The organism is Rhizobium sp. BK112, from assembly GCF_014193215.1.
In the GTDB taxonomy this organism is placed as follows: domain Bacteria; phylum Pseudomonadota; class Alphaproteobacteria; order Rhizobiales; family Rhizobiaceae; genus Rhizobium; species Rhizobium anhuiense.
Window position 1 is genome coordinate 344,538 of sequence record NZ_JACHYZ010000005.1, and the last position, 22,400, is coordinate 366,937.

The 22,400-nt window shown below is 61.9% G+C and carries 23 protein-coding genes; 15 read left to right on the top strand and 8 right to left on the bottom strand.

All coding sequences use genetic code 11. The features are described 5' to 3' along the window. The first annotated feature begins 324 nt into the window (after positions 1–324). The 4 genes from FHT75_RS17165 to FHT75_RS17180 are packed head-to-tail and all read left to right on the top strand — an operon-like array spanning position 325 to position 7,047. Complete coding sequence (locus FHT75_RS17165; protein WP_063475427.1) at positions 325–1,566, top strand: MFS transporter; 1,242 nt, start codon at positions 325–327, stop codon at positions 1,564–1,566. 17 nt (positions 1,567–1,583) lie between these two features. Next, complete coding sequence (nirB, locus tag FHT75_RS17170; protein WP_063475426.1) at positions 1,584–4,034, top strand: nitrite reductase large subunit NirB; 2,451 nt, start codon at positions 1,584–1,586, stop codon at positions 4,032–4,034. Between the two features lie 4 nt (positions 4,035–4,038). Continuing rightward, on the top strand, positions 4,039–4,389 hold the full coding sequence (gene nirD, locus FHT75_RS17175; protein WP_047614709.1) for a nitrite reductase small subunit NirD: 351 nt from the start codon (positions 4,039–4,041) through the stop codon (positions 4,387–4,389). Then, positions 4,390–7,047: a nitrate reductase gene (locus FHT75_RS17180; RefSeq protein ID WP_063475425.1), complete on the top strand. Its 2,658-nt coding sequence runs from the start codon at positions 4,390–4,392 to the stop codon at positions 7,045–7,047. A gap of 36 nt (positions 7,048–7,083) precedes the next feature. On the opposite strand, the gene FHT75_RS17185 is transcribed toward FHT75_RS17180, so the two are convergent. Both FHT75_RS17185 and FHT75_RS17190 read right to left on the bottom strand, forming a co-directional pair. Continuing rightward, complete coding sequence (locus FHT75_RS17185; RefSeq protein WP_047614706.1) at positions 7,084–7,761, bottom strand: HAD family hydrolase; 678 nt, start codon at positions 7,759–7,761, stop codon at positions 7,084–7,086. A gap of 119 nt (positions 7,762–7,880) precedes the next feature. Continuing rightward, entirely contained in the window at positions 7,881–8,300 is a 420-nt protein-coding gene (locus FHT75_RS17190; protein WP_028757668.1) for a DUF2000 domain-containing protein, read from the bottom strand. A gap of 136 nt (positions 8,301–8,436) precedes the next feature. On the opposite strand from FHT75_RS17190, the gene FHT75_RS17195 reads away from it, so the two are divergent. Then, the gene (locus FHT75_RS17195) at positions 8,437–8,922 is read left to right on the top strand and encodes an Lrp/AsnC family transcriptional regulator (RefSeq protein ID WP_028757669.1); all 486 of its coding nucleotides are present in this window, start codon (positions 8,437–8,439) and stop codon (positions 8,920–8,922) included. 58 nt (positions 8,923–8,980) lie between these two features. Here the strand turns inward: FHT75_RS17195 and FHT75_RS17200 are convergent, their stop codons facing one another. Continuing rightward, complete coding sequence (locus FHT75_RS17200; RefSeq protein WP_063475424.1) at positions 8,981–9,298, bottom strand: hypothetical protein; 318 nt, start codon at positions 9,296–9,298, stop codon at positions 8,981–8,983. Between the two features lie 213 nt (positions 9,299–9,511). Here FHT75_RS17200 and FHT75_RS17205 point away from each other — a divergent pair, with 213 nt between their 5' ends. From FHT75_RS17205 to FHT75_RS17225, 5 genes are all read left to right on the top strand, one after another. After that, complete coding sequence (locus FHT75_RS17205) at positions 9,512–9,838, top strand: hypothetical protein (RefSeq protein WP_028757671.1); 327 nt, start codon at positions 9,512–9,514, stop codon at positions 9,836–9,838. A gap of 177 nt (positions 9,839–10,015) precedes the next feature. After that, a complete protein-coding gene (locus tag FHT75_RS17210; RefSeq protein ID WP_063475653.1) occupies positions 10,016–11,467 on the top strand; it encodes a cryptochrome/photolyase family protein in 1,452 nt (483 codons plus the stop codon). Continuing rightward, positions 11,464–12,801, top strand: coding sequence for an NAD(P)/FAD-dependent oxidoreductase (locus tag FHT75_RS17215; RefSeq protein ID WP_063475423.1), 1,338 nt, complete (start codon positions 11,464–11,466; stop codon positions 12,799–12,801). The genes FHT75_RS17210 and FHT75_RS17215 overlap by 4 nt, the downstream gene beginning before the upstream one ends. After that, entirely contained in the window at positions 12,798–13,649 is an 852-nt protein-coding gene (locus FHT75_RS17220) for a DUF1365 domain-containing protein (RefSeq protein WP_063475422.1), read from the top strand. Before FHT75_RS17215 ends, FHT75_RS17220 begins: the two co-directional genes overlap by 4 nt. A gap of 176 nt (positions 13,650–13,825) precedes the next feature. Further along, the gene (locus FHT75_RS17225) at positions 13,826–15,085 is read left to right on the top strand and encodes an SAM-dependent methyltransferase (RefSeq protein WP_047614699.1); all 1,260 of its coding nucleotides are present in this window, start codon (positions 13,826–13,828) and stop codon (positions 15,083–15,085) included. Here the strand turns inward: FHT75_RS17225 and FHT75_RS17230 are convergent, their stop codons facing one another. Further along, positions 15,086–15,919 carry an SDR family NAD(P)-dependent oxidoreductase gene (locus FHT75_RS17230; RefSeq protein ID WP_063475421.1) on the bottom strand — a complete coding sequence of 278 codons (834 nt, stop codon included), beginning with the start codon at positions 15,917–15,919 and terminating at the stop codon, positions 15,086–15,088. It lies immediately after the preceding gene. A gap of 98 nt (positions 15,920–16,017) precedes the next feature. Beyond that, positions 16,018–16,677, bottom strand: coding sequence for a ChrR family anti-sigma-E factor (locus FHT75_RS17235; RefSeq protein WP_176707380.1), 660 nt, complete (start codon positions 16,675–16,677; stop codon positions 16,018–16,020). 223 nt (positions 16,678–16,900) lie between these two features. On the opposite strand from FHT75_RS17235, the gene FHT75_RS17240 reads away from it, so the two are divergent. Genes FHT75_RS17240 through FHT75_RS17255 form a run of 4 tightly spaced genes read left to right on the top strand, consistent with a single transcriptional unit; the run spans position 16,901 to position 20,136 of the window. After that, entirely contained in the window at positions 16,901–17,938 is a 1,038-nt protein-coding gene (locus tag FHT75_RS17240) for a cysteine synthase A (protein ID WP_029867991.1), read from the top strand. Between the two features lie 6 nt (positions 17,939–17,944). After that, entirely contained in the window at positions 17,945–18,682 is a 738-nt protein-coding gene (locus FHT75_RS17245; RefSeq protein ID WP_097631432.1) for an alanyl-tRNA editing protein, read from the top strand. Positions 18,683–18,700: 18 nt separating this feature from the next. Further along, the gene (gene sseA / locus FHT75_RS17250) at positions 18,701–19,570 is read left to right on the top strand and encodes a 3-mercaptopyruvate sulfurtransferase (RefSeq protein ID WP_183845032.1); all 870 of its coding nucleotides are present in this window, start codon (positions 18,701–18,703) and stop codon (positions 19,568–19,570) included. Positions 19,571–19,575: 5 nt separating this feature from the next. Continuing rightward, the gene (locus FHT75_RS17255; protein ID WP_029867988.1) at positions 19,576–20,136 is read left to right on the top strand and encodes a GNAT family N-acetyltransferase; all 561 of its coding nucleotides are present in this window, start codon (positions 19,576–19,578) and stop codon (positions 20,134–20,136) included. A 30-nt stretch (positions 20,137–20,166) separates the two neighbouring features. Here the strand turns inward: FHT75_RS17255 and FHT75_RS17260 are convergent, their stop codons facing one another. Together FHT75_RS17260 and FHT75_RS17265 are read right to left on the bottom strand one after the other, a co-directional pair. Continuing rightward, entirely contained in the window at positions 20,167–20,334 is a 168-nt protein-coding gene (locus tag FHT75_RS17260) for a hypothetical protein (protein WP_179869553.1), read from the bottom strand. Between the two features lie 48 nt (positions 20,335–20,382). Next, entirely contained in the window at positions 20,383–21,171 is a 789-nt protein-coding gene (locus FHT75_RS17265) for a class I SAM-dependent methyltransferase (protein WP_183845054.1), read from the bottom strand. Between the two features lie 280 nt (positions 21,172–21,451). On the opposite strand from FHT75_RS17265, the gene FHT75_RS17270 reads away from it, so the two are divergent. After that, positions 21,452–21,955 (top strand): DUF1203 domain-containing protein, encoded by a 504-nt coding sequence (locus FHT75_RS17270; RefSeq protein ID WP_183845031.1) that lies wholly within the window; start codon positions 21,452–21,454, stop codon positions 21,953–21,955. 122 nt (positions 21,956–22,077) lie between these two features. Here FHT75_RS17270 and FHT75_RS17275 read toward each other — a convergent pair whose 3' ends face one another. Beyond that, positions 22,078–22,362, bottom strand: a complete 285-nt coding sequence (locus FHT75_RS17275; protein WP_028757378.1) for a DUF1330 domain-containing protein — start codon at positions 22,360–22,362, stop codon at positions 22,078–22,080. Positions 22,363–22,400: the final 38 nt, after the last annotated feature.

The window sequence follows — 22,400 nt, forward strand, 5'->3', positions numbered from 1 at the left end:
GCTTGCAAGGATATTACCGCACCGGTCAAAGGCGATCTGCGCAGAAAGAGCGCCAGCAGGCGTTCACGGAAGACACGGAGATCCTCTTCAAATGGAAGAAGCAGATCTCGGTGATTTGAAATCAAATACCTGGGCGATCATGTCGATTGTCTCCGGGTAACCGGCCGGAAGGCCCAAGAATTCGGCGTCCAACGGCGGGCGCCACCAGCAAAGCCGCTGATCAGGATATTTCGCGCACCTCGTGTATGCGCGTCCTGACCAGCGGCTTTTTGTTTTAACCCTCAGCGATGGATCGGCACGACCTTGTCGGGCCCCGGAGAAGTTATGTCTGTCATCGAGAAAGTGCCACCCATGTCCGCCGGCGAACCAGCCAAAGCATTGTGGATTTCCACGGTCGCCTTCACCCTCTGTTTTGCCGTCTGGACGATCTTCGCGATCATCGGCATTCGCATCAAGCAGGATCTCGGGCTGAACGAGGCCGAGTTCGGCCTGCTGGTCGGCACTCCGGTGCTGACCGGTTCGCTCGTGCGCATCGTCCTCGGCATCTGGACGGGGCGTTACGGCGGCCGTCTCGTTTACACGCTCACCATGCTGGCCGCCGCATTGGCGACCTTCCTGCTCTCCTATGCCCAGACTTATACGCAAATGCTGATCGCCGGCCTCGGTGTCGGCCTTGCCGGCGGCTCGTTTGCGGTCGGTGTCGCCTATGTCTCGCCTTTCTTTCCGGCGGAGAAGCAGGGAACCGCGCTCGGCATCTTCGGCGCCGGCAATGTCGGCGCAGCCGTGACCAAATTCGCCGCTCCTTTCGTGCTGCTCGCCTGGGGCTGGCAGGCGGTTGCCGAGATCTGGGCCGTCTGTCTGGCGCTGATGGCAATCGTCTTCTGGTTCACCACGACCGATGATCCGGCCTACCGTCTCCGCCGCGAGCGCAACGTCGCGTCCAAGAGTTTTGCCCAGGAATTTGCGCCGCTGCAGAACGTTCAGGTCTGGCGCTTCTCGCTCTACTATTTCTTCGCTTTCGGCGGCTTCGTCGCCCTGTCGCTGTGGCTGCCGCGCTACCTCGTCGGCGTCTACGGCTTCAACCTCGAAACTGCCGGCATGATCGCGGCCGCCTATTCCATTCCCGGCAGCATCTTCCGCGCCTTCGGCGGCGTGCTGTCGGACAAGAAGGGCGCGCGCAGCGTCATGTATACGATGTTTGCCGTGTCGGCCGTCGCCACCCTCATCCTGTCGCTACCGGCTACTACCATCACGCCGGTCATCTTCATCGTGGTGATCTTCGTGCTCGGCTTCTTCATGAGCCTCGGCAAGGCCGCCGTCTACAAGCACATTCCGGCCTACTATCCGGAAAACGTCGGCGCAGTCGGCGGCGTCGTCGGGATGATGGGCGGCCTTGGCGGCTTCATCCTTCCGATCGCCTTCGGACTCCTCAAGGACATGACCGGCCTCTGGTCCAGCTGTTTCCTGCTGCTCTTTGCGATCGTCGTCACCTCACTCATCTGGATGCACCTGTCCGTCAAGCAACTGTCGCGCCAAGGGCACTCGGCGCCCGTGGCTGCAACCTGATCTAAGGACTTGGAAATATGACCGAAAAACTCGTCATCATCGGCAATGGCATGGCGCCCGGGCGCATGCTGGAGCACCTCTTCGAACAGGCACCCGGACGCTATGAAGTTACGATCTTCAATGCCGAGCCGCGCGTCAACTACGACCGCATCATGCTGTCGCCGGTTCTCTCCGGCGAAAAGGACTACGAGCAGATCATCATTCACGGTGACGGCTGGTATATCAAGCACGGCATCATGCTCTACAAGGGCCACAAGATCGTCAATATCGATCGGGTCGCCAAGACCGTCACCTCCGACCACGGCGTCACCGAAAGCTACGACAAGCTGGTGATCGCAACCGGTTCCGTGCCCTTCATCATCCCCGTTCCCGGCAAGGATCTGCCCGGCGTCATCACCTATCGCGATCTCGACGACGTGCAGGCCATGCTGCTTGCCGCCCAGTCGCGCGAAAAGGCTGTCGTGATCGGCGGCGGCCTGCTTGGCCTGGAAGCAGCCGCCGGTCTTGCCCAGCGCGGCATGGACGTCACCGTGCTGCACGTCATGCCGACGCTGATGGAGCGCCAGCTCGATCCCGCCGCGGGCTATCTATTGCAGAAGGCGGTCGAGGAGCGCGGCATCAAGGTCATCTGCAAGGCCAATACCAAGGCGATCATCGGCAACGGCAAGGTCGAAGGCATCGAGCTTGACGACGGCCGCATCATCCCGGCAACGCTTGTTGTGATGGCCGTCGGCATTCGTCCCAGTGTCGGCCTTGCGAAGGACGCCGGCATTGCGGTCAATCGCGGCATCGTCGTCGATTCCGGCATGCAGACCTCGGATGGCGATATTCTCGCGCTCGGCGAATGCGCCGAAGTGGGCGGCATGGTCTATGGCCTCGTTGCGCCGCTCTATGAAATGGCCCGAATCGCTGCCGCGCATCTCTCTGGCGATCGCTCGCCCGCCTTCGTTCACGCCGATACGCCGACCAAGCTCAAGGTCACCGGCATCGAGCTTTATTCACTCGGTGACTTCGCCGACGGCGACGACCGCGAGGAGATCGTGCTGCGCGATGCCAGCGCCGGCGTCTATAAGCGCCTGGTGCTGAAGGACAACAAGATCATCGGCACTGTGCTTTACGGCGAGACCGCCGACGGGGCATGGTTCAACGATCTGAAGAAGAAGGCCACCGATATTTCGGAGATGCGCGAGACGCTGATCTTCGGACAGGCCTATCAGGGAGGGTCGCCGCTGGACCCTATGGCGGCCGTTGCAGCCTTGCCGGATGACGCGGAGATCTGTGGCTGCAACGGCGTATGCAAGGGCAAAATCACTTCGACGATTTCAGGCAAGGGGCTGACGTCGCTCGACGACGTCCGTGCCCACACGAAGGCATCCGCCTCGTGCGGCTCCTGTACCGGCCTCGTCGAGCAACTCATGGCACTGACGCTCGGCGACAGCTACAATCCGGCCGCCGTCCAGCCGATGTGCACCTGTACCGAACTCGGCCATGACGATGTCCGCCGTCTGATCAAGGCCAAGGGCCTGAAGAGCATACCTGCCGTCATGCAGGAGCTGGAATGGAAGACTTCCTGCGGCTGCGCCAAATGTCGGCCGGCGCTCAACTATTACCTCGTCTGCGACTGGCCGGACGAATATGCCGACGACTACCAGTCGCGTTTCATCAATGAGCGCGTGCATGCCAATATCCAGAAGGACGGCACCTACTCCGTCGTTCCGCGCATGTGGGGCGGCGTCACCAATTCGAACGAGCTGCGCGCCATCGCCGATGTCGTCGACAAATTCGAGATCCCGATGGTCAAGGTGACCGGCGGCCAGCGCATCGACCTGCTCGGCATCGAGAAGGAAGACCTGCCCGCCGTCTGGGCCGATCTCGGCAAGGCCGGCTTCGTCTCCGGCCAGGCCTATGCCAAGGGTCTGCGTACCGTGAAGACCTGCGTCGGCTCGGACTGGTGCCGCTTCGGTACGCAGGACTCCACCGGTCTCGGCATTCGCATCGAGAAATTCATGTGGGGCTCCTGGACGCCGGCCAAGCTGAAGATGGCCGTCTCCGGCTGCCCGCGCAACTGCGCGGAAGCGACCTGCAAGGACATCGGCGTGATCTCCGTCGATTCCGGTTTCGAGATCCATTTTGCCGGTGCGGCCGGTCTCGACATCAAGGGCACGGAGGTTCTTGGGCTTGTCCGGACCGAGGACGAGGCGCTGGAGCATATCGTGGCGCTGACGCAGATGTACCGCGAGCAGGCCCGCTATCTCGAGCGCATCTACAAGTGGGCCAAGCGCATCGGCCTGGAGGAAATCCGCCGCCAGATCATGGGCGATGCCGAAAAGCGCCAGGCCTATTACGACCGCTTCGTCTTCAGCCAGAAATTTGCCCAGGTCGATCCCTGGTCGGAGCGTGTTTCCGGCAAGGACAAGCACGAGTTCAAGCCGATGGCGACGATCGGCTATCCGCAGGCAGCCGAGTAAGGAGATGGACATGAACTGGCCCAATGAAAACTGGCATCCAATCGGTGACATCTCCGACATCCCCTTACGCGGCGCGCGCTGTGTGAAAACACCGCAGGGCAAGATCGCCGTCTTCCGCACGGCTGAAAACGAGGTCTTCGCCATCGAAGACCACTGCCCGCACAAGGGCGGCCCGCTCTCCCAGGGCATCGTGCATGCCAAGGCGGTCACCTGCCCGTTGCACAACTGGGTGATCTCCCTCGAAACCGGCAAGGCGCTCGGCGCCGACGAGGGCCAGGTGCGGACCATCCCGGTCCGCAATGAGGACGGCGCCCTCTTCATCGCGCTCGAAAGCCTGATGATGGCGGCGGAATAGATGGCGGCTGAGGTCAAGACCACCTGTCCCTATTGCGGCGTCGGCTGCGGCGTCCTCGCCACGGTCGATGAGGCCGGAACCGTCAGCGTCAAGGGAGATCCCGAGCATCCGTCGAATTTCGGCCGGCTCTGCTCGAAGGGGTCCGCCCTTGCCGAAACCATCGATCTCGATGGCCGGATTCTCTATCCCGAAATCGCAGGCGAACGGAGCGGTTGGGACGAAGCACTTGACCTGGTCGCCCGGCGTTTTTCTGAAACGATCGCCGAACACGGGCCTGACGCTGTCGCCTTCTACGTCTCGGGCCAGTTGCTGACCGAGGATTACTACGTCGCCAACAAGCTGATGAAGGGCTTCATCGGCTCGGCCAATATCGATACCAATTCAAGGCTCTGCATGTCCTCCTCCGTGGCGGGGCATCGCCGCGCCTTCGGCGCCGACACGGTGCCCGGAACCTATGAGGATATCGAACTCGCCGATCTGGTGATCCTGACCGGCTCCAACCTTGCCTGGTGTCATCCCGTCATCTACCAGCGGCTTGCCGCCGCCAAGACGGCGCGGCCCAACATGCGGATCGTCGTCATCGATCCGCGCCGGACGATGACATGCGATATCGCCGACCTGCACCTGGCGATCCGCCCCGACGGCGACGTCGCGCTGTTCATGGGACTGCTTGCCCATCTCGCGACAAGCCCGGCCATCGATCAGAACTATATCGGCGCCCATACGGAAGGTTTCGGCGAGGCTTTTGCGGCGGCCGCAGCACTTGATATCAACGAACTCCTGGAACGCACCGGCCTGCCGGCCATGCAGATCAGGGAGTTCTTCCGCCTGTTCGAGACGACGCCGAAAGTCGTCACCTGCTACAGCCAGGGCGTCAATCAATCCGCCTCCGGCACCGACAAGGTCAATGCCATCCTCAACTGCCACCTGGCGACCGGCCGCATCGGCCGTCCCGGCATGGGACCGTTCTCGCTGACCGGCCAGCCGAACGCCATGGGCGGGCGCGAGGTCGGCGGCCTTGCCAATATGCTTGCCGCCCATATGGCGATCGAGAATACCGATGACCGGGACCGCGTGCAGCGCTTCTGGAATTCGCCCGTCATCGCCGCAAAACCCGGCCTGAAGGCGGTCGACATGTTCCGCGCCGTGGCCGACGGACGCATCAAGGCGCTCTGGATCATGGCCACCAATCCCGTCGTCTCGATGCCGGATGCCGATAGCGTCGAAAGCGCGATCGCCGCCTGTCCCTTCGTCGTCGTGTCGGACATCCTCAAAGAGACGGATACGACCCGGCACGCAGACGTGCTTTTGCCCTCGCTCGGCTGGGGCGAGAAGGACGGGACCGTCACCAATTCCGAACGGCGCATTTCCCGGCAGCGGCCGTTTCTAAGCCTCCCCGGCGATGCAAGAGCCGACTGGTGGCAGCTTGCCGAGGTCGGGCGCCGCATGGGATTTGCCGCCGCCTTCGATTTTGATGCGCCAGACGCAATCTTTGCGGAGCACGCCGCGCTTTCCGCCTTCGAAAATAACGGCAGCCGCGATTTCGACATCGGCGCGCGCGCCGATATCAGCGGCGACGCCTATGACGAGCTGTCGCCCTTCCAGTGGCCGCAGCCGGCAGGGACCGCACCCGGCGTCACCCGCTTCTTCGCCGAGGGTGGATTCTTCCATCCGGATGGCAAGGCACGTTTTGTCGCGGTCAAACCGCCGGCCACGGATCGCACCAGTGCCGATTTCCCCTTCACGCTGAATACCGGGCGCATCCGCGACCAGTGGCACACGATGACGCGAACCGGAAAGAGCGCACGCCTTTCCGCCCACATCGCCGAACCCTTTGCCGAGATCCATCCGCGTGACGCGATCGAGACCGGTATATCAAGCGCCGGTCTGGTCGAGATCGAAAGCCCCCATGGCAAGGCGATCGTCCGGGCGCTGGTGACCGATCGTCAGGCTCGCAGCGGCGTCTTTGCGCCGATGCACTGGAACGATCAGTTCGCCGCGAAAGCGCGGATCGATGCCGTGGTCGCGCCGATCACCGATCCCGTTTCCGGTCAGCCGGCGTCGAAGAATGTTGCTGTCGCCATCCGGCCCTTCCGCGCCACCCATTATGGCTTCGCCGTCTCTGCTACAAAACCGGCCACGCCCAACGCGGCCTATTGGGCGCTGGCGAAAGCCTCCGGCGGCTGGCGGCTGGAGCTTGCCTTCGGTGAAGCTGTCGAAGACTGGACAGCCTGGTGCCGGGCGGTTTTCGCCATTCCGGCCGAGGTCGAACCACTGGGTTATGCCGACCGGCAATCCGGCGACCTCAGGCTAGCCTTTTTCGATGGCGAGGTCCTGCTTGCCGCGCTGTTTCTCGCCCGCGAGCCGGTCGCCGTCGCGCGCAATTGGGCGATCTCGCAGCTTACTGCCTCGCATGGCGACCTCAGGAAGCGCTTTGCGCTGGTCGCTGGCCGTCCCGGAGCCGGCAGGCCGGATCCGGGCGCCACCGTCTGCTCCTGCTTCAGCGTCGGAGTCAATCAGATCGCTGCCGCCGTGCGCGGCGGATGCCACAGCGTCGAGGCGGTCGGCAAGGAAACGAGCGCCGGAACCAATTGCGGCTCCTGCCGCAGCGAAATCGGCAGGATCATCGATCGATGTCTTGCCGCAGCCGCGGAGTGAAAGCGCAAAGGATGCTGTAACGCGGCCGGACTGATGTCAGGCCGTGGCGGGGACGATCAGCATCTTACGCTCGGCAGAGATGCGAACCGCGATCTCGTCATAGGATGAGAGCGTCGGATGGGGCGTTTCCATCTTGTCGTGATGGGTTGCGGTGACGACCATGACATCGGCGCCCGCCGCTTCGCCGGCGGTGATGCCGGCTGCGACATCCTCGAATACCAGGCAGTCCCGCGTGCCGACGCCGAGGCGTTCGGCGCCGAGAATGTAACATTGCGGATCGGGTTTTCCGACCTTCACGTCCTCCGCCGTCACCATGAATTTCGGCAGCGGCAGCCCCGCCGCCTCCAGCCGCCTGTGGGCAAGGCGCAGAGGCGAGGAGGTGACGATCGCCCAGCGATCCGGCGGCAGTGAACTCAAAAATGCCGCAGCACCCGGGATGGCAACGACATCGCTGACATCGGCGATCTCGGCCTCGGTCACCAGCCTGGATTCATGTTCGGGATCGACGCCGGGCAGGTTCAGCCGGGTGATCGTGTCGATGCCGCGCGATCCGTGCATCTTCGGCAAAAAGGTTGCGACATCGAGCCCGTGGCGCCTTGCCCAGTCACTCCATGCACGCTCGGCCGCACGGATCGAATTGAGGATGGTGCCGTCCATATCGAACAGGAAGGCGGCATAAGGCTTCTCGAAGCCGCGGGGCATCGGCAGGGACAAAGGCGGATCCTTTTAAGGAAGAGTGTCGGATGGTCGTCGTATCGCTCGATCAAACGGCAAATCATGGCCTTTTGCAAGCTTTCGCGAGACGAGCCTATCCACACGCCCGGCCACTCGGATCAACGAAGCAGCTTTAGCGAGCCCGTCAGCGAGCGGATCCATTTCGTCGGGCCGGCGAGTCCGACGCCGTCGATGACCTCCGAAGAGAGGTCGCGTTCGGGCATCGAAGCCTCATAATCGGCATAGACGTGCAGCGCTCGAGCAAAACGCGGGAACGGCACCACCAGCGCCCCTTCGGGCGCCGGCAGTGCCTTCAGCAAGAGCGATCTCAGATCGGCCGCTGCCGCCTGCAGCACCGGAACCGGCTTATTGGCACTGACATGAAATGCCCGACCGGCATGATCGCTCAGCCGTGCCCCGGCAAGTGCGGGTGCCGCGGCACCGAGGCCGATCGACAGCACCGCAACCGTATTGGCGAGTTCGCCGGCCGGCAGCCCCGGCTCGACGATCACGGCGACACGCCAGTCCTCAACCATCATTCGTCCGCTCCTTCTCGGTTCGACGTCCTCACCCTATCGAAAGGCAGAGAAATATCCTGCCTATTCCTGACGTCTCACATCCAAATCAGGTAGGATTTTCCCGGCGACCGAAAAAATTCGAAAGGGCATACCGATCATGGAATTCGAGCCGGGAGATATCCGCATATTGAAGGCGCTGCAAAGCGAGGGGCGGCTGACGAACCAGGAGCTTGCCGAACGCGTGGGGATGTCGACCTCGCCTTGTTGGCGCAGGGTGAAAAGGCTTGAAGAGGCCGGCGTCATCCGCGGCTATCAGGCTGTTGTCGATCGCCGCGCCGTCGGCCTCGGCGTCCTCGCTTTCGTCCGCGTCCAGATCGACACGCATTCCCATGACGAGGCCGAACGGTTCGAACGCGAGGTCGGCGCACTGGAAGCGGTGGTCGCCTGTTATTCCGTCGCCGGCGAGGCCGATTTCCTTTTGCAGGTGGTCGCGGCCGATCTCGACAGCTATGCCGAATTCGCCATGACGGTGATCCGCCGCCTGCCCGGCATCAAGGAGATGCATACGATGTTTGTGCTGAAGGACATCAAGGCATCGACGATCCTGCCCGTTCAGACGGCGGCCGCCAGCCGTTCGCGCTGAAGTCATCGCCTGCCTCGCTGCCTATGCCTGCGGGCTGGAGGCTGCGGAGAGGCTTCGCCTAAAAGGCTGTGCTGGCGGTCGTGGTGATCAGGTCGCAGGAGAGCCGGAGGCCGATCGGATCGTGGCAAAGATCATCCGCGGCGCCGGCGAGTTCCAGTCCGGCTGGAGCGTCGGCACGCAGGTAGGTCTGTGTGGTCAAGTCGACGCGCACCGGAACGGCGGTCCAGAGCGAGGGACGGCTGACGTTGATCGCGGAAATTTTAGTCTTGTCATTCCTGACGGCGTAAGAGGCGACCGCCATGCCGCTCACCGTCAAGGTGAGTGCAAGTGCGATCTGGAGACCGAGATCTGCGGCTTCGCGAAAGGAGATGAACATTGCGGCCTCATGCCACGGTTTTTTAGTATCTCCGCATGCAAGTAGGGCATGCGCTGGCACCGATCCAGCGACATCGCCCGTTAAGGTTTACGCATAACCATGTCGGCTACGCCGTGCGACTTGAATGCAGGTTTTCGGCAAATTTCGGAACAATGATTCAGCCCGGCAGTTACATCAGGGTCATCCAAGATGAAAATCCAAGGAGGATATCCCATGTCTAGATCCCTTATCGCCGCTTCGTTACTCGCGATCGGCATGGCGTCGTCGGCCTTTGCCCAGTCGAACCCGGATCCGATCGGGCCGACGAATGGCGGCTCGACCGATCCGAGCTCGGGTACCTATTCGTCCGATTACACCAACGATGACAATGGCATACGCCCGGTCCCCGTCTCGCCGGTCGATCCGATGACGACCCAGAGCATCGGGCGGCCGCAGACGATGGAATGCCCCGGAATGCCGCAACAGATGTCCGGCGTCGACACGCGCGGCGGCCAGAGCGGTGCATCGATCAGCGAAGCCTGCCGCGAATACGACAACTGAGCGGACAGTCCCTCGCTCTGAGCATGTCGCACAAACGTGCGCCATGCTTGAAAAAGGCCGGTTCACACCGGCCTTTTTCATGACAGCCATGAAAGCTTTTCTTTCGGATGAAACTTTTGATCCGCGTGTTCCGTACCTCCGTAACAGCTTGAAAGAACACGAACGGGAATGGCTTCATTGGCAAAGGACACGGCAACACCTGTTATCCTCTGGTTTCGCAAGGACTTGCGCCTTGACGACAACCAGGCTCTCAACGCCGCCCATCACTCCGGACGGCCGGTCATCCCTCTCTATATCAGAGAGCCGCAGGCGGCAGGCACCGGTCCACTGGGTGCCGCGCAGGCATGGTGGCTGCACCATTCGCTGGCAGCGCTGGACGGCTCGCTGCGCAAGCGGCAGGCGCGGCTGGTGCTGGCCAGCGGCGATGCGCTTGCGGTGCTCTGTGCCCTGATCCGGGAAAGCGGCGCGGAAGCCGTCTTCTGGAACCGCCGCTACGATCCATCCGGAATGTCGATCGACATCCGGATCAAGCATGAACTGGAGAAGCAGGCGGTCGAAGCGAGAAGCTTCGGCGGTCAGTTGCTGCACGAACCTTCCCGGCTGATGACCGGCAATGGCACGCCCTATCGCGTCTATACGCCATTCTGGCGCGCGCTGGAGGGCGGCTGCGAACCGGAGCCGCCGCTGGATGCGCCGGCGAAACTGCTTCTCGCATCGCAACGTCCGAAGTCGGAAAGGCTGGAGAGCTGGAAGCTGCTGCCGGTGAAACCGGTTTGGGCGGGCGATTTCGCCGATCTCTGGACACCTGGCGAAGAAGGCGCCCGAAAGAAGCTCCATGCTTTCGTCGAGGACGCACTCGACGGCTACAAGCAAAACCGCGATTATCCGGCAAGACCGGCAACATCGATGCTGTCGCCGCATCTGGCTCTCGGCGAGATATCCCCTGCCCGCATCTGGCACGCGACACGCGGCCTGTCAAAACGGGTGCCGGCAACCGATATCGTGCATTTCCGCAAGGAGATCGCCTGGCGCGAATTTTCCTATCACCTGCTCTTCCATTTCCCGCGTCTTGCCTCGGCCAACTGGAACGATCGTTTCGACGGCTTCGAATGGTGCAACGACGGCGAAGATTTCAAGGCGTGGTGCAGAGGGCTGACCGGTTATCCGATCGTCGATGCCGGCATGCGCCAACTGTGGCGCCACGGCTGGATGCACAATCGCGTGCGCATGATCGTCGCCTCCTTCCTTATCAAGGATCTGATGATCGATTGGCGACGCGGCGAGGCCTGGTTCCGTGACACGCTTGTTGATGCCGATCCCGCCAACAATGCGGCAAGCTGGCAGTGGGTGGCAGGCTCGGGAGCCGACGCCTCGCCGTTCTTCCGCATCTTCAATCCGGTGCTGCAGGGAGAAACCTTCGATCCCGGCGGCGACTATGTCAGAGCTCATGTGCCGGAGCTTCGAGGGCTCGGGGCAAAATACATCCACCGGCCATTCGAGGCGCCGCAAGGCGTGCTCGACGAGGCCGGCATCACGCTGGGCCAAACCTATCCGAAACCGATCGTCGATCATGCGAACGCGCGCAACCGAGCGCTCGCCGCCTACAACGCCATGAGGGATGCCGCATGAACGCGCATGTCCGTCCCGCATCGCGCCGGCTGAAGATCGCCGTCATCGGCTCCGGCATATCGGGCGCCTCCGCTGCCTGGGCGCTGAACACCGTGCACGACGTCACGCTCTACGAGAGCCAGGCGCGGGCCGGTGGCCATACGGCGACCGTCGACGTCGATTACAACGGCTTTCGGATTGCGGTCGACACCGGCTTCATCGTCTATAACGAACAGAATTACCCCAATCTGACGGCGCTGTTTGCCGAGCTCGGCATTGCGACGCATGCCAGCGACATGAGCTTTTCGCTCTCGCTCGACCACGGCAGGCTGGAATGGAGCGGCGGCGGACTGTCCTCGGTCTTCGCGCAGAAGCGCAACCTGCTGCGGCCGTCATTTCTGTGGATGATCCGCGAGATCCTGCGCTTCAACCGCAGTTGCCTCGAAGATCGGGCCGCTGGCCATCTCGCCTCACGCTCGATCGGCGATTATCTCGACTGGCGCGGCTTCTCGCCCGGTTTCACCAACAATTATCTGGTGCCGATGGCGGCGGCGATCTGGTCGACGCCGTCCGCCCGCATGCTGCAGTTTCCGGCCGAGCACTTCGTCAATTTCTTCGACAATCACCGGCTGATCTACCGCCGGCAGCACCAGTGGCGGACGGTCACCGGCGGCAGCCGCACCTATCTCGACCGGCTGCTTCGACCCCTCGGCGAACGGGTGAAACTTTCCTGCGGCGTTCGCGCCGTCATCCGCTCCGAGCACGGCGTGACGCTCATCGACGAAACGGGCGGCGAACACCTGTTCGACAAGGTGATCTTCGCCTGCCATAGCGATCAGACGGCACGCCTGCTCGCCGATGCCAGCGATAGGGAAAGCAGGCTCTTTGCCGCCATTCCCTACCAGCCGAACCGCGTCGTCCTGCACCGCGACCAATCGTTGATGCCGCAGCGGCGCAAGCTTTGGGCCTCGTGGAACTATTTGCGCTCCAGCCGTGAAGAGGGAAATGCCGGCGTTGCCGTCACCTACTGGATGAACCGGCTGCAAGGCATCGACGACAATTTTCCGTTGTTCGTCACTCTCAATCCCGACCGGGAGCCGGAACGTGACAAAGTGTTTGCCGAATTCACCTACGACCATCCGCAATTCTCGGCGGACGCCATGGCTGCACAACAGGCGCTTGTCACCATTCAGGGACAAAGCCATTGCTATTTCGCCGGCGCCTGGACGGGCTACGGATTCCACGAGGATGGCCTCGTTTCCGGTCTGGCGGCGGCGGAAGCCTTGGGCGGGATCATACCCTGGCGAACTACCCGAACCGCCATCCTCAAGCCTCAACCGGACGTGGCGGCATGACAGGGCGCGGCGAAAAACACGGCATGAATACGATGACCAACGGCCCTCCACCAGATGCCGCGGCAACGCTCTATGTCGGCGACATCATGCATCAACGGATGAAACCGTTCGGTCATCGCTTCCGCTACCGCGTCTTCTCGCTGCTCGTAGACCTCGACAGGCTGGATGAGGCTGGCAGGCTATCGTCGCTGTTTTCCGTCAATCGGCGCAATCTTGTCTCGTTCCACGAGAAGGACCATGCCAGTGCCGGGAGCGCGACGCTGCGCGCCTATGTCGACCGGCTGTTCGCCGAGACGGGGCTCGACCGCGCGGACAGGATCCTGCTCGTCTGTTACCCCCGAATTCTCGGCTATGTCTTCAACCCGCTCTCTGTCTATCACGCCTATGATGGCGGCGGCGCACTCGTCGCGATGATCTATGAGGTGCGCAATACGTTTGGCGAGCGGCACAGCTATGTCTGTCCCGTCGGCCCCGGTGAGATGTCGGAAAGCGGGCTTCGCCAGAGCTGCGACAAGCGCTTTCACGTTTCGCCCTTTATCGACATGGCGGCGCGTTATCATTTCCGCATGCTGCCGCCCGGTGCCGAAATCCGCTGGCGCATCCTGGAAAACGATCATGAAGGCCCGCTTCTCTCGGCGACATTTTCCGGACGACAGGTGCCGTTGACCAGTGCCTCGCTGCTCACGCTCACGGCGCGCATCCCCTTCCTCACCTTCAAGATCGTCGCCGGGATCCATTGGGAGGCGCTGAAATTGTGGCTGAAGGGCGCGCGCTACATCAGGCGTCCGGCACCGCCCCCTGAAGTAAGCGTCCGACAGCCCCGCCCGCTTCCGGAAGCGGCGGAATGACATGAGAGCCTCGCCTGCCCCGCGCAAAGGAGCCGTAACTTTTTGAACTGCTAAATCTATTCCGATTTCGGGAATTATGCGGTAGCGTTCGATGCAATGGCCGAGGGGGCGGCCACGCATATCATAATGGGTGTATCGTCGTCCCTAACCGGCACGGAAATGCTGGAGGAGAAAAGATGAGCAAGGCGCAGGATTGGAACCTGCTGGCTCGTGATGCGGTGACGCTGACGGCCGAAAATATGTCCCGCATAGTGAAGGGTCTGCCCTTCAAGGCAAGGCTAGCCCTGCGCGGACTTCTGCACATGCAGCACGGTTCGCTTGCCGTCACACTCCCCGACGGCCGCAGGCTGCTGGTCGAGGGCAAAAAGGCGGGACCGAAGGCGGCACTCCACCTCCGCAACTGGAACCTTGCCTATAGGGCGCTGACGAGCGGCACGATCGGTGTCGCCGAAACCTATATGGATGGCGACTGGGACAGCCCCGACATCGCCGCCTTCCTCGAGCTCTTCCTCGTCAACGGCGAGGCCGCGCACAGCTATGCGCATGGCAAGGGCGGCCTCGGCCGCCTTTTCGAGCGCGTCCGCCATTGGATGAACGCCAATACCAAGACGGGCTCGAAACGCAACATCTCCGCCCATTACGATCTCGGCAACGATTTCTACAGGCAATGGCTCGATCCGAGCATGACCTATTCCTCAGCGCTCTATTCCACAGGCGCCAACGACCTGCAATCGGCCCAGAATGCCAAATACCGGGCGCTTGCCGAAGCGACCGGCATCGGCCCCGGCGACCACGTGCTTGAGATCGGCTGCGGTTGGGGCGGTTTTGCCGAGTTTGCCGCAAGCGAGCTGAACTGCAAGGTAACAGGCCTGACGATCAGCCGCGAGCAACTCGCCTTTGCCGAGGAGCGCATCCAAAAGGCCGGCCTCGACGACCGCGTGAAATTCCGCTTCCAGGATTACCGCGATGAAACAGGCCTCTACGACCGGATCGTCTCGATCGAGATGTTCGAAGCGGTCGGCGAGAGGTACTGGCCATCCTATTTTTCAAAGCTCAGGCAATGTCTGAAGCCGGGCGGCAAGGCCGGCCTGCAGATCATCACCATCCGGCCGGAATCCTTCGACCAGTATCGCAGCAACCCCGACTTCATCCAGAAATACGTCTTTCCCGGCGGCATGCTGCCGACGCGCAATCATCTGGCCGAGCTTGCCGGCAAGGTCGATCTGTCGCTGGTCAAGGATTTCGGCTTCGGGCTCGACTATGCCCGCACGCTGGCCGAATGGCGCGAACGCTTCTGGTCGGTCTGGGAGCGCATCCGTCCGATGGGCTTCGACGAGCGTTTCAAGCGGCTCTGGGAATTCTACCTGTTCTATTGCGAAGCCGGCTTCCGCGCCCGCAACATCGATGTGCGCCAGGTCGTGTTCTCGCGCCGTTGATCATTCCGCCGGATGCGGCGTCGCCGGATGGTGACCAGCCAAGGGCGGCCGCTCCCGCCAGCCGGTCGCGCGGTTCACCAGCGCGAAATAGGCGCTGTAAGGCAACAGGCGTCCGAGCTTCAGCATGGTGGTGAAGCGCTTCGGGAAGGTGATCTCGAAGACCTGCGATTTCAACCCGGCAGCAATCTGCCGGGCCGCCTCCTCGACCGATACCAGGGCCGGCATCGGAAAGGCGTTCTTCCGCGTCGCCGGCGTATCGACGAAGCCCGGGCTGACGAGCTGGATGCGGATGCCCATCTTGTCGAGATCGAATTTCAGGCTCTCGGTCATATTGATCAACGCCGCCTTGGTGGCGCCGTAGGCAGCCCCTGTCGGCAGGCCGCCATAGCCGGTGACGGAGGAGACGATGGCGATCTGCCCCTGCCCCTTTTCCTTCATATGGCGGATTGCCGGCAACAGGCAGTTGACGACGCCGGAAAGATTGACGGCGAAGCTCTTCTCGAAATCGGCGCGGTTCAGATCCTCGGCATGAACAGGCAGGTAGACGCCGGCATTGAGGATCGCCATGGCGAGCGTGCCGTGCTCATATTCGATGGAAGCCATGATATGTTCCATGTCCTCGGCATCGGTGACGTCGCCGTCGAGAACGACAATACTGCCGGAAAGGCCGCTGGCCTCGGTCTGCAGCTCGACCAGCTTTTCATGGCTTCTGGCAGTGACGGCGACCTTGTATCCTTCGCCGGCCAGCTTCAGCGCCAGCGCCCGGCCGATGCCGGAACTCGCGCCCGAGATCCAGACGATTCCATGTTCGGGACGGGCGATGAAATCACGCATGACATGTTCCTCCGGGCTGCCTGATCAATGTGAAAACAGGTCCGGAAGTTCCTCACCTCTCCCGGATTTATGGCTCTATCACACCATTGTGGCTGCTTTCAGCCGATCAGGTCGCCGATCAGCTGACGAAAGGATCCCGTGAGCCTGACCGGCCCGTCGGAAACGGCAAAGGCGATGCAAGGCCTGTCCTTTTCGGCGACCGGCCGATGGTCGACCGTCTCGTCGGCAATAGAGATGTCGCCGGGGCCGAAGCGGCCGCGTTCATCGTTGAAGGCGCCGTCGAGAATGAGGATCAGTTCCATGCCTTTGTGGGTGTGCGCCGGCAAGGCGCGACCCGGACGGATCCACATCAGGTTGACCTCGCAGCCGTCCATGTCGAGCGGATATTCCCTGAAGCCCGGCAGCCGCGTGCGCCAGGGCACATCCTCGGCCTCGAAGCCGACGAGATCGCGCAAGGCTTGGGGAAACAGCGCGTTTTCCGGCCGCGCCGCCGCCGGTGGCGGCGTTCCGGGAGATGCAGAGGAAAAGATCGCCGCAAGCCGCCCGTTGCGATCGGCAATAGCCGCTTCAGGCACGTTTTCCAACGCTTCGCCGGCCAGCAGCTCGAGGCTGTTCACCAGGATGCGATTGTCCGGTTTCATTTCGAGATGAGACTGTACCAGCACGCGCGCCGGCTCGGGCAAGGAGCCGGCAACATAATGCGCCATCAATGCATCGATCGTGTCGATCTGCTCGTGAACCATGTCTGTTTCGGTCACGCCCTGTTGCCGCGCTCCGTTTCGCTTTGTCGTCATCCGTACGGGGAAAGTCAATCTTCGGATCACCCTCACAGGGCGGGAACGCGGGCCGTACACAATTTCGGTGAGGAAAGCGAAATTTTATCGTGTCCAACAGAGGCGTGGAATAGCTTTTCTTGCCAACCCAGCCTTGTGAAGGGAAAAGACCGTTCCTAAAGTAAGAGTTCGAATAGAGGCAGATTCCATGACCTTCCACCCCTCCGTCCTCGAAGCCATCGGCAACACGCCCTTGATCAAACTCAAGGGCGCCTCAGAGGTGACCGGCTGCACCATTCTCGGCAAGGCGGAGTTCCTGAACCCCGGCCAGTCGGTGAAGGATCGCGCCGCGCTTTACATCATCCGCGACGCAGAGCGGAAGGGACTGCTTCGTCCGGGCGGCGTCATCGTCGAAGGCACGGCCGGCAATACCGGTATCGGCCTGACGCTGGTCGCCAAGGCGCTCGGTTATCGCACCGTCATCGTCATCCCGGAAACGCAGAGCCAGGAAAAGAAAGACGCGCTGAAGCTGCTCGGCGCCGAACTGGTCGAAGTGCCCGCCGTTCCCTACAAAAACCCGAACAACTATGTGAAGGTATCCGGGCGGCTGGCAGAACAGCTGGCGAAGACCGAGCCGAACGGCGCAATCTGGGCAAACCAGTTCGACAACGTCGCCAACCGTCAGGCGCATGTCGAAACGACCGCCAAGGAAATCTGGAAAGACACCGACGGCAAGGTCGACGGCTTCATCTGCTCCGTCGGCTCCGGCGGCACGCTGGCTGGCGTGGCGGCCGGCCTCAAGGCTTTCAAATCAGACGTCAAGATCGGCATCGCCGACCCCGACGGCGCTGCACTCTATGAATTCTACCAGAACGGCACGCTGAAATCCGAAGGATCCTCGATCACCGAGGGCATCGGCCAGGGCCGTATCACCGCAAATCTCGAAGGCTTCACGCCCGATTTCTCCTATCGGGTCTCCGATGCCGAAGCGCTTCCCTATCTTTTCGATCTCGTCGAGAACGAGGGCCTGTGCCTCGGCGGCTCGACAGCCATAAACATTGCCGGCGCGGTCAATCTCGCTCGGGATCTCGGCCCCGGTCACACGGTGGTGACAATCCTCTGCGACTACGGCAACCGCTATCAGTCGAAGCTCTTCAACCCGGATTTCCTGACATCGAAGGGACTGCCCGTTCCGGGCTGGATGGCCAAGTCGCCCGATATCCACGTTCCCTACGAGCCCGCGTGAGACCCCATGCCCGTTAATGCCCTCTATCGTGACGACTTCTATCTCTCGACGTGCGAAGCGGTCGTCACGGCCGTTCACGAAGACGGGGGCATCGAACTGGATCAGACCTGTTTCTATGCAACATCAGGTGGCCAGCCTGGTGATACAGGTGAGTTCGAACGCGCCGACGGCAGCAAGATCGCGCTCGGCCAGACGAAGCATGGTCCGAGCAAGGATATCATCATCCATGTGCCGCTCGAAAACGAGCCGAGGCCTGTGATCGGCGAAACGCTGGTGCTGCATGTCGACTGGCCGCGCCGCTACAGGCTGATGCGCATGCACACGGCCTGCCACCTGCTTTCCGTCGTCTGCTCCTATCCGATCACCGGGGCTGCCGTCGGCGAGGAGGAGAGCCGCGTCGATTTCGACATGGCCGAGACGATCGACAAGGATGAGGTGACGGCCAAGCTGATGGAACTGGTCGGTGAGAACCATCCGGTCTATCTGCAGTGGATCACCGACGAGGAGCTTGTGGCCAATCCTGACATCGTCAAATCGAAGAATGTGCGCCCACCGTTGGGGCTCGGGCGCGTCAGCCTCGTCTGCATCGGCGAGAACTCCTCGATTGACAGCCAACCCTGCGGCGGCACACATGTCTCCGAGACCCAGGAAGTCGGACGGATCCATATCGCCAAGATCGAAAAAAAGGGCAAAGAGAATCGGCGCTTCCGCATCCGCTTCGGCACGCCCGGCGACGAAGCCTGACCATCAAGGGAGACCATCATGAGTGAGACCAAGAGCCGTTTCGTCGTTTCGGCCGACTGGCTGCAGTCCGAGCTCGGGAAAGCCGATCTGCGCGTGCTGGACGCCTCCTTCTATCTGCCGGCGCAAAAACGCGATGCCGATGCCGAATATGCGGCCGGCCATATTCCCGGCGCCATCCGCTTTGACCAGGACAAGATCGCCGACCACTCGACATCGCTGCCGCACACGATCCCCTCGCCCGACTATTTCGCTGCCGAAGTCGGGCGGCTCGGCATCAGCGAGAAGGATCGGATCGTCGTCTATGACGGCATCGGCCTGTTCGCCTCGCCACGTGTCTGGTGGCTGTTCCGGGTGATGGGGGCAAAGAATGTCTTCGTGCTCGACGGCGGCCTCGATGGCTGGAAGGCAGAAGGCCGTCCGCTGGAAACCGCAGCACCCAAGCATGCGCCGGCGAGTTTCACGCCTGACTTCGACGAAAGCCGCGTGGTGACGCTCGATAGAATGCGCGACATCGTCTCCAGCGGTGCCATGCAAATCGCCGATGCCCGCAGCGCCGGCCGCTTCGCCGCCGCCGAGCCCGAGCCGCGTGCCGGCATGCGCTCCGGCCATATGCCGGGCGCCCGCAGCCTGCCTTCCGGCGTCTTTGCCAACCAGGGCCGGTTCAAATCGCTGCCCGAACTCAGGCAGACGATCGAGGATGCCGGCATCGATCTTTCGAAGCCCGTCGTCACCTCTTGCGGCTCGGGGATCACCGCAGCGATCATCACGCTGGCGCTGGAATCGCTCGGCCATCACGACAACAAGCTTTATGACGGCTCGTGGAGCGAATGGGGCAGCCGTGACGATACGCCCATCGTCACCGGTCCGCCGACACCGGTCAAAGCCTGATCGCCATGGGGAAGACACCTGCTTCGCTAAAAGCTCACATCACCCGGCTCGAAATGACGTCGCCGCCGAAGGCAAGCATGCCGGTGCCTGTCAATATCCAGACGGCGATCATGCGCGCTCCCCAGATTCCGCTACCCTTCTACCGCTATCTCTACCGGCAGGTGGGCGCGCGCTGGCAATGGGTGGACCGGTTGCGCATGAGCGACGAGCAGCTTGCCGAGACATTGAACGACAAGCGCAACAATATCAGCGTTCTCTATGTGAACGGCGCACCCGCCGGATTCTACGAATATTTCTGCGAAGACGAGGATGTGATCGAGCTCAGCCATTTCGGCCTGATCGAACATGCGCTCGGTCTCGGCATCGGCAAATGGTTCCTGCTGCAGGCGCTCTATGCCATCTGGTCGCTCAATCCGAAGCGGGTCACCACCACCACCAACAATCTCGACCACCCGCGCGCGCTGCAGCTCTATCAGATGTACGGCTTCTCCCCCGTCTCCACCGGCACCGGAATCGTCCGGCCGCTGAGCGACAAGGAGCTTCTGGAGCTCGCGCGGAAAAGTTGACGGCCTCCTCCCCGACATAGGTGGAGATGACTAACGCTGTGTAAGGCTGTTCGGGCGGCGCGGATCGTTGCGGCGCTCGAAATCGAGCGTGCGGCCCGACTGTTCCTTGAGCTCCGCCACCTCCCGGCGCAGAGCCCTGAGCTCTTCCAGTATTTCGGCATTCTGTTGCGCCAGCAGCGCGAGATCGACGTCGACCAAGGGTTTCTCCTTTTCGTCATGCAGTGTTGCGGCGGACCCGGAAAGGCTCTAGCCGTGCCGGTGGCCGGTGATCAGCCATGCGCGCGAATCGAACTGAATTCCATGGGATGTCTGGTGCGCTCGCAGCATGTCGAGTAGACGCGCCCGTATTTCGGACGCAGCAGTGGGATGATTGAGAGCCGTCTCGACATTTTCAAATGTCTGAATAGTCGCCAATGCAGTCTCAGGATCCGGACCGTAGAACACAGGCTCGCTGATTTCACGAAACTCGACGGCAGTGAACCCGGCCGTCTCGAGCAATCGAGACGTCACCGAGGGTTCGCTCAGTGAAAAGGCTTTGCTGGCCGCAACCGGACCGGTTGAATCCGGGTCGAGCGCCTCATGTATAGCGGTCGCCCACTCATTGCGATCTCTGCCCTGCCAGACCATGAAAACGAAACGCCCGCCCGGCCGTACGGCGTTGGCGATATTGGCGAAGGCGGCCGCCGGATCGGCAAAGAACATGACGCCAAATCGGCTGATGCAAAGGTCGACCCCCCCTTGTGCGAAGAAATGGTTCTGTGCATCCGCCACTTCGAACGTAACATTGGACAACCCCTCCTCGGCGCTGCGGCGACGGGCGATATCCAGCATCGTCACGGACAGGTCGATTCCATGCGCTCGTCCTGTTTCTGTAACACGAGCGGCATCACGAGTGGTTTGTCCGGCGCCGCAACCGATATCGAGCACACAATCAGACTGCCCAACCGCGGCGGCGACCCGAAAATGCGCGTTATGAAGAGCAAGCTCGGCATCATAGAAGTGCGCGAAATTCAATGCCGTTTCGTCAGCCATGATCTATCCCTAGAAACCGAAATTCGTGAGGAGTTAGCCGCCCGGCCCGCGCAGCCTCTCAAACCGAGCATGGGCCGTACATGTACCATCCCGATCGTGTATCACGGGATGAAGACGCCAGACATACCCGGCGCGGCGACGAGAGACACGATTGACGCGACGATAGCATTATACCGCAGAGGCAAGCTGGCCCACGATCGCCCATTGCCTGCGGCGCGCAAGAAACGGGTGGCTTGCACGCTCGTCCGGGTGCATTTCATGGCAATCACAAAGGAGATCTGCCATGACCGCCATTCGTTTTGTCGCCATGCCGACGACCGACGCCGAACACCTCTGGAACGGCGGGCGCGACGCCTATGACAGGCTGCCCGAGACGACCGTTTCCGATGGTCCCGGCCATCCCTGCCGCCACTGCCTTCAGAATATCGATGCCGGCGAGGCGTTGCTGGTTTTCGCCTACCGGCCCTTTCCGGACTTGCAGCCCTATGCCGAAACCGGCCCGGTCTTCCTGCACAAGCAGCCTTGCGCACGTTATGCCGCCGAAGAGATCATGCCGCCGGTGCTGACGACGAGCCGCGACTTCATCGTCCGCGGCTACAGCGAGAACGACCGCATCGTCTACGGTACCGGCACGGTGACTGAGATCGGCGATATTCCGGCCTATGGCGAAGAGCTGCTGGGACGATCTGATATCGCCTATGTGCATGTGCGCTCCGCGCGCAACAACTGCTTCCAGTGCCGGATCGACAAGGTAAAGGCGCCGGCCCTGGCGGAGGCTGGCGCCTGATCGGCGGCCGTCGAGGCGCAACAAGAAGTCGTCAATTCGCCGGCACGCTCCTTCTGCTGTAATCGGCGGGCCGTTTCGGTTTCCCCTGACGAATGCTGCCAGGATCGCGCCCTCGAACGTTATTAAACGCCGCGTAAAGCAATGATCCGCGAACCTGCGGCAGCCTGCCGTTGGTGTGCGAGCGGCGCATATTCGGGCGATGCAAAGAGACCACGGATGGCATCCATATCGAGAAACTCGATGATCAGCATATTTGTCGCCTGCCAGCCTTCGAGTTCGAGGGGGGCGTCATCGAGAGCGATGAGACGGCCGCCGGCCTTTGCCACCAGAGGCAGGGCCTTCGAGCGGTAATCGGCAATGGCTTCGGGGTCGTGGATATCGAGATCGACGACGAGATAGGCGGACATGATGATATCCTTTCAATCAATGTGAAGTTTGGGATGTG